The following is a 14,067-nucleotide window of genomic DNA, read 5'->3' as shown; positions in this document are numbered from 1 at the left end:
CTAATTTTAATAAAAACATATTGTTATGGAAAAGTACAATGAAAAAACAGCTCAACCCAAATTGCGAGACATGAAAGGTTGGTTTTTTAAAAATGAAGCCATTGAGAAGAATTTTATTTTTAAAAATTTTAGTGAAGCGCTAGGGTTTATTGTTCAAGTTGGATTGCTGGCTGAGAAACAAAATCATCATCCAGAGTGGTTTAATGTGTATAATAAAGTAGATATTAGATTATCAACACATAGTGCCAACGGACTTACTGATAAAGATTTTGAATTAGCAAATTCAATCGAACAGCTTTTTTAAAAAAAATCTCATTTCATTTTTTATGAAATGAGATTTTAATAGAGAGTAGAATATTTAGTTTTTATTTCCAAGCACAAATAATTCCGCCCATTAGCATAAAACATACGATCCAAAAACCACCACTTACTAACGTGTACTTGTAGCTTTTTCTTTCAAAAAGTGCATTTGTTCCAATAATGGGTAATGCAAGAAATAAACCGGTAATAAAACCATGTAACGCTCCATGTTTAAAAGTTCTAAATGCTGTTCCGTAATCTGCCATAAATGCTGTGTAAGATGGTTTTGCAATTGTAGCGTCACCGCCAACCATACTTAAGGCTCCAAATTGATGAATGGTTAGGGTTTGAAGGACCATAGCAATTAAAAAAGCATAAAAAACGGCCATGCCAAAAATCAAGGCCATATTGCCGCCTTTCATTTTGTCTTCAGTCATTCCTGACTCTTTCATCCATATTGTTCCAAAAACTTTTGGATGATACCATACAAAACCGACTAGTAATGTTGAAATTGCAGCAACAATAAGTGCTAAAAAGTTAATTTCCATAAGGTTATGTTTAAAGTTGATATTTCAAATGTAATAATTTTTTTATTAATAAAAAATTAGTTTTTTTGTAGGAATATTATACCATTATAATTACAAATGATGTATTTCATCGATTTTATTTGTTGATAAACTCCTTTGTATGTACTTTTATTCTATTAAATAAGTAATACCCCAATTATTATGAAAAATATTTTAACTCTACTTTTAACTGTTTTAACATCATTTTCGATGATGGCAGATGTTTCTGTTTCTGATAAGGCAGTGCTGTTGAAATTGTATAAAGCAACTAATGGAGACAATTGGACTACAAAATGGGATTTAAATACCCCAATTTCTACTTGGTATGGTGTCAAATTAGATGGAGACAAAGTAATTGCTATCAATTTATCTGATAATAACTTAGTTGGTGAAATTCCTAGTGAAATTTCAAGCTTAGTCAATTTACAAGAATTAAATTTACATAAAAATAATATTTCTGGAAGTATACCTTATGCTTTGGAAAATTTAAAAGAACTTAAAGTACTTGATCTTTCGTTTAATAAATTGACTGGAATTATACCAGCTACTATTTGTGAAATGAATAATTTAAAAGATCTTGAACTTTACATGAATAGAATTTCTGGTGAATTGCCTTCTCAAATTGGGAATTTAAAATCTTTAGAAACTTTAGCCGTTTTTAATAATGAAATTGAAGGTCAAATACCTAACTCTCTTTATGAAGTAAAAACATTAAAAGTGTTGCTTTTAAATAGTAATAAAATAGTTGGGAAATTAAGTGTTAATGTTGCAAATTTAGAAAATTTAGAAAACCTTAGCTTATTTGAAAATAATATGGATGGACAAGTTCCTTTCGATTTAGAGAAATTAAATAATCTAAAAGAAATGAATATTTCATACAATATGTTTAGTGGTTTAACATCAAGAAAATTGGCAGTATTAGATACTTTAAATATGACAATGGTTAATGATAAAGGTGTTGCAGTACTATTAGATGTAAAAATGGATGTTGAAAGACCATTAGTATCTGAAGATTAATAATATATTATAAAATTTGGTTGTTTTAAAATAAGTTTTTGTGATAAATTTAGTTAGTTTAACCTGTGATGTAAAACATCACAGGTTTTTTTTTGAAGGAAACTTTTTCTAATCAACATATTTGTGTTCTTTTAGCCAATTTTGACAGTCAGTCGTCCAATATTTACTGCTGTGTTCTTTACCCAATCCAAAACCATGACCACCTTTCTCATATAAATGGAGCTCTACTGGAACTTTATGTTTGATTAAAGCTTCATAATAAACAATGCTATTTTTTGCTGATACCACTGTGTCGTCCGATGCGTGTACAAGAAAAGCCTCTGGAGTTTCGGACGTTACTTGTAACTCATTGGAGAACTTCTCTATTGATGATGCTGAAGATTGACTTCCTAATAAATTAGTTTGTGAGCCTAGATGAGTAATCTCACTATTCATAGAAATTACTGGGTAAATTAAGAGGGAAAAGTTTGGACGAGCATTTGCAGTGTCTGTTGATTGATAAACCTTTTCATTATAATGTGTAGCTAGTGTTGAGGCTAAATGTCCTCCAGCAGAAAATCCAATAATTCCAATTTTATTTTTATTTATATTCCATTTAGCAGCATTTCGTCTCACGTACCGGATTGCTTCTTGTGCATCTTGCAATGGTCCAGTAGTTTTATCTTTCATTATTTGATCAGTTGGTAACCTATATTTTAATACATAGGCTGTGTTATCCCCATTGTATTTAACCATTCTGCAATTTTATTCCCTTCTTTATTTATTGCTAAATGTGAATAACCTCCTCCTGGGAAAACTATTACAGCGATTCCAATTTTGTTTTCATCAATTGCAAGGAGGAATTTTAATGAAAATAGGGTTTTAGTTGGGACGCATGGTGATTATCCATTAGAAACTCGTCTGGTAGCACAAGAATATAAAGTACCTTTTGTAGATTTAGAATATTATTCCGAATTATTAGAAGCTTCATATATTCCCGAAAAATTAAAAGGGCTGCATTTACATTTCTAATCAGGGGAGATTCCATATTATCCAGAAGGAAAATCGGATAATACTCCTTTAAGTAAAAAAGGCGCTTTGGCAATTGCGGGTTTAGCAATAGATCAAATCAAGTTATTGAATGATGATTCTTTAGATAAGCTTAAAAAAGCGATTAAATAATAAAAGTTACTGAGGGGATTGACTAGGATGTTCAGGCTATTGTCGTCTTAAATAGAAAAAAGCTTCACATTTCTGTGAAGCTTTCTTAGTAGCGGGAACTGGACTCGAACCAGTGACCTTCGGGTTATGAGCCCGACGAGCTGCCTACTGCTCTATCCCGCGATGTGCGTTTGTAATCTCAATAAAATTAACTTAGTAGCGGGAACTGGACTCGAACCAGTGACCTTCGGGTTATGAGCCCGACGAGCTGCCTACTGCTCTATCCCGCGTTGTTTCGGGTGCAAAGGTACAACGAAATTTGGTATTTGCAAGATAAATTTAAAAAAATGTTTTATTTCATCTATTGACTTGATATAACTACCTTTGCAAAATAAATACATATTAAATGTCACATAAAGCAGGTTTTGTAAATATCATTGGAAATCCAAATGTTGGTAAATCAACATTAATGAATGCCTTTGTTGGAGAAAGATTATCAATCATTACTTCTAAAGCACAAACAACACGTCACAGAATTTTAGGGATTGTAAACGGAGAAGATTTTCAAATGATTTTATCGGATACTCCTGGAATCATTAAGCCAGCATACGAAATGCAGGAATCGATGATGAACTTCGTAAAGTCAGCCTTTGAAGATGCTGATATTTTGATTTACATGGTCGAAATAGGAGAGCAAGATTTGAAAGATGAAGCTTTTTTCAATAAAATCATCCACGCCAAAATTCCAGTACTATTATTATTGAATAAAATAGATACTTCTAATCAAGAAAAATTAGAAGAACAAGTAGCTTTCTGGGCTGAAAAAGTACCTAATGCCGAAATTTTTCCAATATCAGCATTACAAAACTTTAATGTTCCTGAAGTTTTCCAAAGAATAATTAGTCTTTTACCAGAATCACCAGCGTATTATCCAAAAGATCAATTAACAGATAAACCGGAACGTTTTTTCGTTAACGAGACTATTCGTGAGAAAATCTTATTGAATTACAGCAAAGAAATTCCTTATGCGGTAGAAATTGTAACTGAAGAGTTTTTTGAGGATGAGAACATCATTAGAATCCGTTCTTTGATTATGGTGGAGCGCGAAACTCAAAAAGGAATTATAATAGGTCACAAAGGAGCCGCTTTAAAGAAAGTGGGGATGGATTCTCGTGCTGATTTAGAGAAGTTTTTTGGGAAACAAATACATATTGAACTATATGTGAAGGTAAATAAAAACTGGAGAAGCAATGCCAATATGTTAAAACGTTTTGGTTACAATCAATAGTTTTATTGAAGTTATATTAAAAGCCCCGATACGATCTTTAGCGATTGTATCGGGGCTTTTTTATTTTTATTACGATTCTAAAATGGTATTAAAATAATTTTCCAATTCGTTCATTTGCGGATGTCCTTTTTTCCGAATGGATTTAGCTAGATAATATAGGAAAAACCAAAAGAAAGTCATCAACGTGATGATAATCAAATCTAAAGTAATGGAATTTTTTAAAATATAGTCCGAATAAGCAATCGCACAAAAAATTAGAAATATACCTGCAATTATAAAATGGAGAAACATGAAGAAGGTCCAAAGTGTGGGGTCTGGTCCATATAATCCTCTAATATGAGTTTCGGAATCACTTTTAGGTTCTAATTCTAGATGCAGATGCGGGGTCCAATACTTTCTTTTTGCTGGGACTATGTCTAGCCAAATGTGATTGTCACTTGTCTTAATGGTAAAATTATCCGATTTCATTTTAGAATAGTTTTCAAACTTCAGGAGTATTGAACTACTATTTTCCTTACTATCTTTTTGAAAACGCAAACGAAGTGTAATCTCATTTTCAGTATCCATACAATACATTTTAGGGAGTTAAAAGGATGGTTATAGCTAATATAGTAAAATAATTGATATTCACGCTTTTTACACTACCTTTGCAAAATATTTGAATTTATATTATGAACAATATTGTTGCGATAGTAGGAAGACCTAATGTAGGGAAATCAACCCTTTTTAATAGGCTGATACAAAGAAGAGAAGCTATAGTAGATTCAGTTTCGGGAGTTACCCGTGACAGAAACTATGGTAAAAGTGAATGGAATGGAAAGGAATTTTCTGTAATTGATACAGGAGGTTATGTACGTGGTTCTGATGATGTTTTTGAAGGCGAAATCCGTAAACAAGTAGAATTGGCTATCGATGAGGCTGATGTTATCATATTTGTAGTTGATGTTGAAGAAGGGATCACACCAATGGATGATGCCGTTGCGAGATTATTGCGTAAAGTGACTAAGCCTGTTTTACTAGCTGTAAATAAGGTAGATAACGCAATGCGTGAAAAAGATGCCATTGAGTTTTACAACCTAGGATTAGGGGAATATTACACTTTTGCAAGTATTTCAGGAAGTGGAACTGGAGATTTATTAGATGCTTTAATTGAAGCATTCCCTATAAAACCAGAACCAACACAAGAGGAAATTGCATTACCTCGTTTTGCAGTTGTAGGTCGTCCAAATGCTGGAAAGTCAAGTTTTATCAATGCATTGATTGGAAAAGATCGTTATATAGTTACTGATATTGCGGGGACAACTCGTGATTCTATTGATACAAAATTTGACCGTTTTGGTTTCGAATTCAATTTAGTGGATACAGCGGGAATCCGTCGTAAGGCTAAAGTGAAGGAAGATTTAGAATTTTATTCTGTAATGCGTTCTGTTCGTGCCATTGAACATGCTGATATTTGTATTTTAATTATTGATGCTACTCGTGGATTTGAAGGTCAAGATCAAAGTATTTTTTGGTTGGCTGAAAAAAACAGAAAAGGGGTTGTAATCTTAGTAAACAAATGGGATTTAGTTGAAAAAGAAACCATGTCTACTAGAGATTATGAAGATAAAATTAGAGAAGAATTAATGCCATTTACGGATGTGCCTATTCTTTTTGTATCTGCATTAACAAAACAACGTTTATTGAAAGCATTAGAAGCTACGGTAAAAGTGTATGAAAGCAGACAACAACGTATTGCTACTTCAAAATTCAACGAATACATGTTGAAAGTGATTGAAGCATACCCGCCACCAGCAACAAAAGGGAAATATGTAAAAATTAAATATTGTATGCAATTACCAACACCAACGCCTCAGTTTGTGTTTTTTGCTAATATGCCACAATACGTAAAAGAACCGTACAAACGTTATCTTGAAAATAAAATTCGTGACAACTGGGACTTTTCAGGAGTGCCAATAGATATCTATATTAGAGAGAAATAGTTTGTTAAAATTTTCTTAACAAAAATTGTCACTGTGTTACAAAAGACTTAATTAGCTATTGTTGTTAAATCAATAATAGCTAATTTTTTTATGCAAAAATACTTTCTACAAATACTACTGTTCATTTGTTGCGCTTCATTTGCTCAAAACAGCATTAAATTATCTGGGAAAATTATAGATGGTGATACGCAGATTCCTTTAGAATCAGTTACTGTATATTTATCGTCCGTCAAAGATTCAACCGTTATTGACTACACTATTTCAGATAAAAACGGTTTGTTTATAATCTCTACCAAACCCATCACAAAACCATTTTTCTTAAAAGTTTCCTACATTGGATACAAAGTGTACAAACAAGAATTTAAAGAAATTCTTAAAGAAAAGGATTTTGGTACTTTGCATTTGATTGAAAACGCATATACTTTAGGGGAAGTTGTAATAAAAAGTGAAGCCCCACCAATTAGAATAAAGAAAGACACTCTAGAATTTAATGCCTCTTCTTTTAAAGTCCGTCCAGATTCTAATGTTGAAACATTATTGAAACAATTACCAGGAGTGGTAATTGATACCGATGGAAAAATTACGGTTAACGGAAAAGAAGTGAACCAAATTTTAGTAAACGGAAAACCCTTTTTCGATAAAGACGGTAAGATTGCACTACAAAGCTTACCTTCTGATATCATTAATAAAGTCCAAATATCTGACACAAAAACCAAAAAAGAAGAATTAACAGGGCAAGCATCTAGTTCAAATAATGCAAGTATCAATTTAACAATTGATGAAGATAAAAATAAAGGCTTCTTTGGTAAATTCATGGGAGGCTTTGGGTCTGATGACCGCTATGAAAGTAGTGCATTAATGAATTATTTTAACAATAAAAGAAAAATTAGTGTATTAGCTTCTTCAAATAACATTAATTCAACGGGGTTTTCCATGGATGAAGTTTTTGATAATATGGGAGGAGGAAGGAGTACTAGGTATTTTTATAGTGATGGCTCTTATGGTATTGGTGGTTTGCGATTTGGTGGAGGATCAAATGGGATAACACAGTCTGATATGGTTGGAATTAATTATGCTGATCAGTGGGTTAAAGATTTAGAATCTAGTGGAAGTTATTTTTTCACTAAAGCTAATGCTAACAATGTAAACAGAACCAAACAAGTTAATTTCTTGCCGTCTGGTAATTTTACTACTGAATCAAATGCAAAAACAAGTGAAGATCGCATGGGGCATAATTTCAATGCTAGTTTTGAATACAAAATTGACTCAACGGCTACTTTGATTGTTTCTCCAAAATTTAATTCTTCAACCAAGAAAAATAGCAATGATTCTTTTGAATCTTCTAGAGATGAATCGAATCAATTGCTTAATGAGAGTAGTTCTAAAACTTTTGATGACAGTGATAAAACAACGTTTAGTAATTCAATTAATTTCAGCAAAAAATTAAATAAAAAAGGCAGATTTTTAAATTTAGTTTTTGACAATGAAAATTCAAAAGAACTTTTGAATGCGTTGAATCAATCAAAAACGATTTTTTATCAAAGTGAAGATCCAGATGATATTAGAGATCAAATTAAGAAGAATAAAAATTTAAAAGATAGCTATACTGCCGAAATTGAATATACGGAACCAATAGGAGATTCTTTGAAAGTTAGAATAGGATTCGATTATAAATGGGTCAAAACATCTGAAGATAGAAAAGCATTTGATTTTAATGAGACTTCACAAACCTATTCAGAAGAAAATGAGCTTCTGACTAATTTTAGTTCCTCCATTATTAAAACGATTAGACCAAAAGCTGGGTTTAGTATCGAAAAGAAAAAATACAGTTTCAACGTGAATGCAGGACCTTCAATAAGTGTATTTCAAAATAATTCTTTTTATCTGGATGCAAAAACAAATTTGGATAGAAACTATGTGCTCCCTTTTTTAAATGCTAGGCTTAGTTATAAAATTAATAAGTCTAAATCGATTTGGACGAGTTATAGTTATAATGTTGACTTCCCGACTGCAAGCCAAATTTTACCAATTGAAAATTTAGCTGACCCTTTAAATTCGATTATAGGTAATCCAAACTTAAACCCCAATAAGTATCATATGGGTTATTTTAGTTTTCGAAACTATGACTTTGCGACACGTTCCGGTTATAATCTTTATGTGGGAGGAAATGTTTATGATAGCCAAATAGTTTCTTCGACTAATTATGACTCTAATCGAAAAAGACGCTTGACATACGAAAATGTTTCAGGGACTTATTCGTCATTTTTTGGAGCGAATTGGAATAAATCTATAAAAAATGAGAAGCACAATTTTAAATATAGTGTAGGTCTAAATGCCAATTATTCATTAATAAAAGGGTTTGCTAATAACGAATTATTTGAAGCCAAATCACTTCAACTTAAACCGCGTGTTAGTTTTTCTTATGACTATGGTGAGTTGTGGTCTATCAATCCATCTTATAACTTATCATACAATGAAAATCAATACTCTAATTATATAGTGCAATCTGCTTCAAATGTAGTGCATCAATTTAATATTCAAACTACTAATTATTGGCCAAAGAATTGGGTATTTGGAAATGATTTCGGTTATACCTACAATTCCAATATTGCTGATGGTTTTAAAAAAGATTTCTATTTATGGAATACGAGTTTGGCTTATAGTTTTTTTGAAAAAAAGATGACAGCAAAAGTGAAGGTCTATGATCTTTTAAATCAAAATCAAAGTACTAGCAGGACTATAACTCCAACAACACTAGTTGATGAAGAAAATATTGTTTTAAAACGATACGTAATGTTTTCATTGACCTATAAATTAGAGAAATTTGCGGGAAAAGAAAAACCTTCTCGTGGTGGAATGATGTTTCATTAAACATTAAAAAAATAGGAGCAACAGGGGGTAATTTTCCCGTTTAAGGTAGAAAGTTTATCGAGTTAGTCATAACTCGATAAACTTTTTTACATTTATAAAAAAAAATGGATTCCATAAATAACAAGGTAGTTTGGATAACAGGAGCTTCAAGTGGCATAGGAAAGGCCTTGGCCTATGAGTTATCAGGCCGCAATTGTAAACTCATTCTATCGGCGCGTAATATTGAAAACTTAGAACGGGTAAAATCCAAATGTGCGAATTCTGAAGTGGTTGTTTTACCATTTGATTTGTCGGATTTTGATAATGCCAAAAAACAGGTAGCCGATGCAATTTCTTTTTTTGGAAAAATTGACATTCTTATAAATAATGGGGGAGTAAGTCAACGTTCTCTTTTGGTAGAAACAGACTTTGAAGTGGATAAAAAATTGATTGAAGTGGATTATCTGGGCACTGTAGCATTATCAAAGGCATTATTGCCTCATTTTATTCAAAATCAAAAAGGACATTTTGTAACTATTACCAGTTTGATGGGGAAATTTGGCTCTCCATATCGTTCCGGTTATTGTGGTGCAAAACATGCTTTACACGGTTTTTTTGATGTGTTACGTATGGAGCATGAAAAAGATAATATCAATGTAACATTAATTTGCCCTGGTTTTATTCAGACTAATGTGGCTATAAATGCACTCACAGGAGATGGTACAAAACAAAATAAGGATGATATTGCAACCTTAAACGGAATGGCAGTAGGAGTGTTTGCCAAAAAATTAGTTAGGGCAGTAGAGGCTAAAAAATTTGAGGCATACATTGGCGGAAAAGAAGTTTTAGGCATTTATTTAAAACGCTTTTTTCCGAAGTTGCTGCATCGTTTTGTATTAAAAAGTAAAGTACGTTAGTTTTTGATCTTTGCAATAAAAAAAGGAAGAAGGCATGTAGTGAAACTTTAATGCCTTCTTCCTATAGCAGAAATAGCAGCAGCTGAGCCGCATTCTTACATCAATACCTTTAATGAAACTAATGGTGTTTACTCATCCAAAGTGTCCATGGGATGATCTTCATACCAGTCTTTAAAGGTTTTTGTAGTGGTGTATTTATCTTTGAGAACTGTATAAACCATAAAGAGTATTAATAAATGTCCAAAAATGAGTAAACTGATTAATACCGTTAATGGGATGTTGAATTGACATAAACCGGCAAAAATAAATACATACAAAGTGGTAAACCACACGAGTTGAATTGCAAAATTTTTCATGGCTTTGTTTTCTATTAAAGTTACGATAAATGCACTTTTTTATAAGTTAAATAACTTATAATCAATATGTTAATTTTAAATACAAAACTGTGGATTTTAACGCTACAATCTAACTCAAAAAACCTTTTACATAGTCCTTAGTCAATTTTTCTTTCGGGTTTAATAATATTTCCTCGGTAGGACCAAATTCAATAATTTCACCCATATACACAAAACCAATATAGTCAGAAACCCTGCGTGCTTGTCGAAGGATATGTGTTACCAATACAATGGTATATTTGTCCTTAAGCTGCAAAAACAATTCTTCTATATGTTGTGTAGAAATGGGATCCAATGCTGAGGTAGGCTCGTCACCCAAAATGATTTCGGGTTCAATAGCAAGTCCTCTTGCTAAACACAATCGTTGTTGTTGCCCTATGGATAAACGTGTCGCAGGCGATTTTAATCGGTCTTTGACTTCATCCCAAAGATTTACAGCCCGAAGTTGTTTTTCTACAATTTCATCTAATTCTTTTTTGTTATTATTTCCATGAATTCGTTGCCCATAAGCAATATTGTCATAGATATTCATTGGTAACGGAAAAGGTCTTTGCGAGAGTAACCCCATTTTTTTTCTAATGTGTGTAACTTCAATTTTTGGATCATAGATGTTTTCGCCATCAACTAAAACTTTTCCTTCTACACGTACATCAGTTTGTCGGTCTAGCAATCGGTTCATGGTTTTTAAAAGCGTTGTTTTTCCACATCCAGAAGGGCCAATTAATGACGTTACTTTTTTATCAGGAATATCCAGATTGATGTTTTTAAGGATGTGGTTTTCTCCAATGTGTACGTTTAAGTTTTGTATACTAATATGTGGTTGAAAGATCATATTTTATTTTTTGAAAGATTTTTGCTTATTATTTTTGCTGAGATACTTATAACCAGAACTATTATAGTTAATATAACTGCTGATGCATAGGCTCTGTTTTGGACTTCTTGTATTGGACTGCTTAATTGAAAAAATATGGATAGTGGCAGTGTTGCTGCAGGTTGATCAAGTAAAGTTGGAATACTATCTGTAAAACCAGCAGTGAAAAGTACACAAGCTGCATCACCAATTGCTCTACCAAATGATAATAAAATAGCGGTTATGATTCCAGGAATAGATTGTCGCAATAAAATTTTGGCTGTTTCATAACGTGTTCCTCCAAGGGAATAAACCGCACTGCTCATTTCTTCAGGAATAACCCGTACCGCTTCATCTATGGCTCGTACAAGAATGGGGATTATCAATAAAGTTACTGTTATAATACCCGCTATTAATGAGGTTTTTAATCCCATATATACCATGATGGCAAATCCAAAGGCTCCATAAACAATCGATGGAATTCCAAATAAAATATCATAACTCAATCTCGTAATGTTAGCTAAGAGCGAGTTTTTATTTGCATAAACATTGATGTAAATTACAACAGGAATGCTGATTAATAGACCTAGAAATGTAGCGCCAATAGTTATGTATATGGACCCAATTATAGCATTCAGAATTCCTCCTCCTTTACCAATGTAAAATCCTCCTTCTGGAATTTTTGAAATCATGTCCCAACTCAAGGATCCGATACCTTTTGAAAAAATGGTATACAATATCAGGAACAAAGTACTACTGATGATGAATGTACTGAGTACCATCAAAAATTTAACTATATTTTCTTCTAATTTTCTCATCTTGATGGATTTAATTGGTTCTTTTTTCAATTCGGAATAAAATAATTCTGGACAGGGCATTAAACAAAAAGATAATGACAAATAGGAGCAAAGCAGCAAACATTAGTGCCGAGTCATACATAGGAATCGACATCATCTCTCCATAATTATTAGCAATAAGTGCGGGCAAAGGATATCCTGAATCAAAAACCGTATTTGGGACTTGTGCTAAGTTTCCACAAACCATTAATACGGCGATAGTTTCTCCAAATGCTCTGGAAATGGCCAGAACTACTCCCGCTATTATCCCATCAGATGTTTTTCTAAGAAGTACTTTTTTTGTGGTTTGCCATTTTGTTGCACCCAGAGCTAATGAAGCATCTCTTAGCTCTTGCGGAACATTATCAAACACTTCTATCAGAATACTGATAATAAGCGGAAAAATCATAATGGCCAATACAATCCCTCCTGCCAGTATAGAATATCCTGTTGTGAATGTTATAAAATGAGGCGCTATCTTATCTTGTATTAATGGAACGATAACCAGCACGCCCCAAACTCCAAAAAGAACAGGTGGTATTCCTGATAATAATTCAATAAGCGGCAAAATCAATTTCCGGATTTTTATTGGAGCATATTCTGAAAGAAAGATTGCCGTAAGTATTGATAGTGGCAATGCGATACATATTGCTATTGCCGTTACCCATAGTGTTCCAATAATAAAAGGATAAAATCCGAAGGCTTCTTTGAAAGGTTTCCATTCTGATGAAAATAGTAAATTAGTCAAAGAATGTGTTTTTAATAGAGGGAAAGATTTGTAAAACAAACCCAAACCTATAAATAGTACTGTAGAAATTGATAATAGTGTCAGTACTAAAAATAGTTTGCTCAATGCACTGTCTTTCTGGAGTCGTATGTTTTTCATTTTTTATTATTTAAACTCCAATTAGTTCGATTGTAGAAGGAATTATAAGTTCTTTCCATTATTGCTAAAGGGAATATGAAACGATTTATTTATTTTACTTTCTCTAACTCTTTAGCGATTTTTTCTTTTGAAAACTTAATATATCCTGCTTCTTGAACAAATTTCTGTCCATCAGTAAGAATGTATTTTATAAATTCTTTTACGATTGGATTAGTAGGTTTATTTACAGTTACAAAATATAAATCTCTAGCGGGAGGCGATGGATATTTTCCACTAACAATAGCCGCAATTAATTGATTGATATCATCATAAAAATTCTCATCTGGATCTAATTTTCCATTGTTATTCAAATCTATTGGTACTGGAATAACTCCATTTGTTGGTTTATTTGTTTTGGTATCATAGATATACACGATATTATTGAACCCTAATCCAGAAGGATCTCTTTTTACTGCCTGTGCTAAACCTGGATCACCAAAGACAGCCACACCTTGTAAATCTTCCTGTTTTTTATTGAAATATTTAGCCCAAGTTTCAGCAGCTCCTGATGCATCAGATCTAGTATAAACATGTATTGGAGCTTCGCTTTTAAAACCTAAGTTATTCCATGTTTTGTATTTTCCAGTAATAAAGATGTGGTTAAATGCCTCTTTTTTAACTCCTTTTTCATACAGTATTTTTTTGTATGGACTCGTCGCACTTATTGTAGGTATCACAGCATCTTTAGTTACAGCAATGGCAAAAGCTCCTTTTTTAAACTCTGCCGCATTTAGATCACGAGATACTAAACCAATATCTGTTACTTTAGAAAGTACATCAGTTATTCCTTTTCCAGCTCCTCCTGCTTGAATGTCAATTTTTACATTTGGATTGATTTTTTTGAATTCTTCGGCCCATTTTACTGTAATTGGATACAAAGCAAATGCTCCAGAGATACTGATATTTCCTTTTAAATCTTGTGCCACTACTTTTGAAGCGGTCGCATTTGCCAATACTAAAATTATTACGGCTATTAATGTGATTTTATTTGTTTTCATTTT

15 protein-coding genes and 2 tRNA genes are annotated in these 14,067 nt (G+C 32.4%); 7 read left to right on the top strand and 10 right to left on the bottom strand.

Annotation, left to right across the window (positions count from 1 at the left end):
- Window positions 1-25: 25 nt before the first annotated feature.
- The gene (locus tag AB3G36_RS00620; RefSeq protein ID WP_367754984.1) at window positions 26-304 is read left to right on the top strand and encodes a 4a-hydroxytetrahydrobiopterin dehydratase; all 279 of its coding nucleotides are present in this window, start codon (window positions 26-28) and stop codon (window positions 302-304) included.
- Window positions 305-365: 61 nt separating this feature from the next.
- Here AB3G36_RS00620 and AB3G36_RS00615 read toward each other — a convergent pair whose 3' ends face one another.
- Window positions 366-848: a DUF1761 domain-containing protein gene (locus AB3G36_RS00615; RefSeq protein WP_367754982.1), complete on the bottom strand. Its 483-nt coding sequence runs from the start codon at window positions 846-848 to the stop codon at window positions 366-368.
- A 180-nt stretch (window positions 849-1,028) separates the two neighbouring features.
- On the opposite strand from AB3G36_RS00615, the gene AB3G36_RS00610 reads away from it, so the two are divergent.
- Window positions 1,029-1,883 (top strand): leucine-rich repeat domain-containing protein, encoded by an 855-nt coding sequence (locus AB3G36_RS00610; RefSeq protein WP_367754980.1) that lies wholly within the window; start codon window positions 1,029-1,031, stop codon window positions 1,881-1,883.
- A 108-nt stretch (window positions 1,884-1,991) separates the two neighbouring features.
- Here AB3G36_RS00610 and AB3G36_RS00605 read toward each other — a convergent pair whose 3' ends face one another.
- A complete protein-coding gene (locus AB3G36_RS00605; RefSeq protein ID WP_367754978.1) occupies window positions 1,992-2,618 on the bottom strand; it encodes an alpha/beta hydrolase in 627 nt (208 codons plus the stop codon).
- Between the two features lie 81 nt (window positions 2,619-2,699).
- Between AB3G36_RS00605 and AB3G36_RS00600 the strand changes: the two genes are divergently transcribed.
- Entirely contained in the window at window positions 2,700-2,894 is a 195-nt protein-coding gene (locus tag AB3G36_RS00600) for a hypothetical protein (protein WP_367754976.1), read from the top strand.
- 239 nt (window positions 2,895-3,133) lie between these two features.
- Here the strand turns inward: AB3G36_RS00600 and AB3G36_RS00595 are convergent.
- Together AB3G36_RS00595 and AB3G36_RS00590 are read right to left on the bottom strand one after the other, a co-directional pair.
- Window positions 3,134-3,206: transfer RNA gene (locus AB3G36_RS00595), tRNA-Met, on the bottom strand.
- Window positions 3,207-3,240: 34 nt separating this feature from the next.
- A tRNA-Met gene (locus tag AB3G36_RS00590) sits at window positions 3,241-3,313 on the bottom strand.
- Between the two features lie 116 nt (window positions 3,314-3,429).
- Here AB3G36_RS00590 and era point away from each other — a divergent pair.
- Window positions 3,430-4,311 (top strand): GTPase Era, encoded by an 882-nt coding sequence (gene era, locus AB3G36_RS00585; RefSeq protein WP_367754974.1) that lies wholly within the window; start codon window positions 3,430-3,432, stop codon window positions 4,309-4,311.
- 69 nt (window positions 4,312-4,380) lie between these two features.
- On the opposite strand, the gene AB3G36_RS00580 is transcribed toward era, so the two are convergent.
- A complete protein-coding gene (locus AB3G36_RS00580) occupies window positions 4,381-4,878 on the bottom strand; it encodes a hypothetical protein (RefSeq protein ID WP_367754972.1) in 498 nt (165 codons plus the stop codon).
- A gap of 104 nt (window positions 4,879-4,982) precedes the next feature.
- Here AB3G36_RS00580 and der point away from each other — a divergent pair, with 104 nt between their 5' ends.
- From der to AB3G36_RS00565, 3 genes are all read left to right on the top strand, one after another.
- Complete coding sequence (gene der, locus AB3G36_RS00575; protein ID WP_367754970.1) at window positions 4,983-6,293, top strand: ribosome biogenesis GTPase Der; 1,311 nt, start codon at window positions 4,983-4,985, stop codon at window positions 6,291-6,293.
- Between the two features lie 90 nt (window positions 6,294-6,383).
- A complete protein-coding gene (locus tag AB3G36_RS00570) occupies window positions 6,384-9,164 on the top strand; it encodes an outer membrane beta-barrel protein (RefSeq protein WP_367754968.1) in 2,781 nt (926 codons plus the stop codon).
- Window positions 9,165-9,268: 104 nt separating this feature from the next.
- A complete protein-coding gene (locus AB3G36_RS00565; protein WP_367754966.1) occupies window positions 9,269-10,060 on the top strand; it encodes an SDR family oxidoreductase in 792 nt (263 codons plus the stop codon).
- Window positions 10,061-10,188: 128 nt separating this feature from the next.
- Here AB3G36_RS00565 and AB3G36_RS00560 read toward each other — a convergent pair whose 3' ends face one another.
- The 5 genes from AB3G36_RS00560 to AB3G36_RS00540 all read right to left on the bottom strand — a co-directional run bounded on the left by AB3G36_RS00560 (window position 10,189) and on the right by AB3G36_RS00540 (window position 14,064).
- Entirely contained in the window at window positions 10,189-10,416 is a 228-nt protein-coding gene (locus AB3G36_RS00560; protein ID WP_367754964.1) for a hypothetical protein, read from the bottom strand.
- A 109-nt stretch (window positions 10,417-10,525) separates the two neighbouring features.
- Window positions 10,526-11,287 carry a phosphate ABC transporter ATP-binding protein PstB gene (gene pstB / locus AB3G36_RS00555; protein WP_367754962.1) on the bottom strand — a complete coding sequence of 254 codons (762 nt, stop codon included), beginning with the start codon at window positions 11,285-11,287 and terminating at the stop codon, window positions 10,526-10,528.
- Window positions 11,284-12,123 (bottom strand): phosphate ABC transporter permease PstA, encoded by an 840-nt coding sequence (gene pstA, locus AB3G36_RS00550; protein ID WP_367754960.1) that lies wholly within the window; start codon window positions 12,121-12,123, stop codon window positions 11,284-11,286. Before pstA ends, pstB begins: the two co-directional genes overlap by 4 nt.
- Before the next feature lie 10 nt (window positions 12,124-12,133).
- Window positions 12,134-13,027, bottom strand: a complete 894-nt coding sequence (gene pstC, locus AB3G36_RS00545; protein ID WP_367754958.1) for a phosphate ABC transporter permease subunit PstC — start codon at window positions 13,025-13,027, stop codon at window positions 12,134-12,136.
- An 89-nt stretch (window positions 13,028-13,116) separates the two neighbouring features.
- The gene (locus AB3G36_RS00540) at window positions 13,117-14,064 is read right to left on the bottom strand and encodes a PstS family phosphate ABC transporter substrate-binding protein (RefSeq protein WP_367754956.1); all 948 of its coding nucleotides are present in this window, start codon (window positions 14,062-14,064) and stop codon (window positions 13,117-13,119) included.
- Between the last annotated feature and the right edge of the window lie 3 nt (window positions 14,065-14,067).

This window comes from Flavobacterium sp. WC2430 (assembly GCF_040822075.1).
Lineage (GTDB): Bacteria > Bacteroidota > Bacteroidia > Flavobacteriales > Flavobacteriaceae > Flavobacterium.
The sequence above is the reverse complement of the archived record's forward strand: the minus strand, read 5'-3'. Positions and strand labels throughout refer to the sequence as shown.

Bases quoted from the DNA above. Each gene is read 5' to 3' on its own strand.
- AB3G36_RS00620 (WP_367754984.1), top strand. From the start codon at position 26: ATGGAAAAGTACAATGAAAAAACAGCTCAACCCAAATTGCGAGACATG.
- AB3G36_RS00615 (WP_367754982.1), bottom strand. From the start codon at position 848: ATGGAAATTAACTTTTTAGCACTTATTGTTGCTGCAATTTCAACATTA.
- AB3G36_RS00610 (WP_367754980.1), top strand. From the start codon at position 1,029: ATGAAAAATATTTTAACTCTACTTTTAACTGTTTTAACATCATTTTCG.
- AB3G36_RS00605 (WP_367754978.1), bottom strand. From the start codon at position 2,618: ATGGTTAAATACAATGGGGATAACACAGCCTATGTATTAAAATATAGG.
- era (WP_367754974.1), top strand. From the start codon at position 3,430: ATGTCACATAAAGCAGGTTTTGTAAATATCATTGGAAATCCAAATGTT.
- AB3G36_RS00580 (WP_367754972.1), bottom strand. From the start codon at position 4,878: ATGGATACTGAAAATGAGATTACACTTCGTTTGCGTTTTCAAAAAGAT.
- der (WP_367754970.1), top strand. From the start codon at position 4,983: ATGAACAATATTGTTGCGATAGTAGGAAGACCTAATGTAGGGAAATCA.
- AB3G36_RS00570 (WP_367754968.1), top strand. From the start codon at position 6,384: ATGCAAAAATACTTTCTACAAATACTACTGTTCATTTGTTGCGCTTCA.
- AB3G36_RS00565 (WP_367754966.1), top strand. From the start codon at position 9,269: ATGGATTCCATAAATAACAAGGTAGTTTGGATAACAGGAGCTTCAAGT.
- AB3G36_RS00560 (WP_367754964.1), bottom strand. From the start codon at position 10,416: ATGAAAAATTTTGCAATTCAACTCGTGTGGTTTACCACTTTGTATGTA.
- pstB (WP_367754962.1), bottom strand. From the start codon at position 11,287: ATGATCTTTCAACCACATATTAGTATACAAAACTTAAACGTACACATT.
- pstA (WP_367754960.1), bottom strand. From the start codon at position 12,123: ATGAGAAAATTAGAAGAAAATATAGTTAAATTTTTGATGGTACTCAGT.
- pstC (WP_367754958.1), bottom strand. From the start codon at position 13,027: ATGAAAAACATACGACTCCAGAAAGACAGTGCATTGAGCAAACTATTT.
- AB3G36_RS00540 (WP_367754956.1), bottom strand. From the start codon at position 14,064: ATGAAAACAAATAAAATCACATTAATAGCCGTAATAATTTTAGTATTG.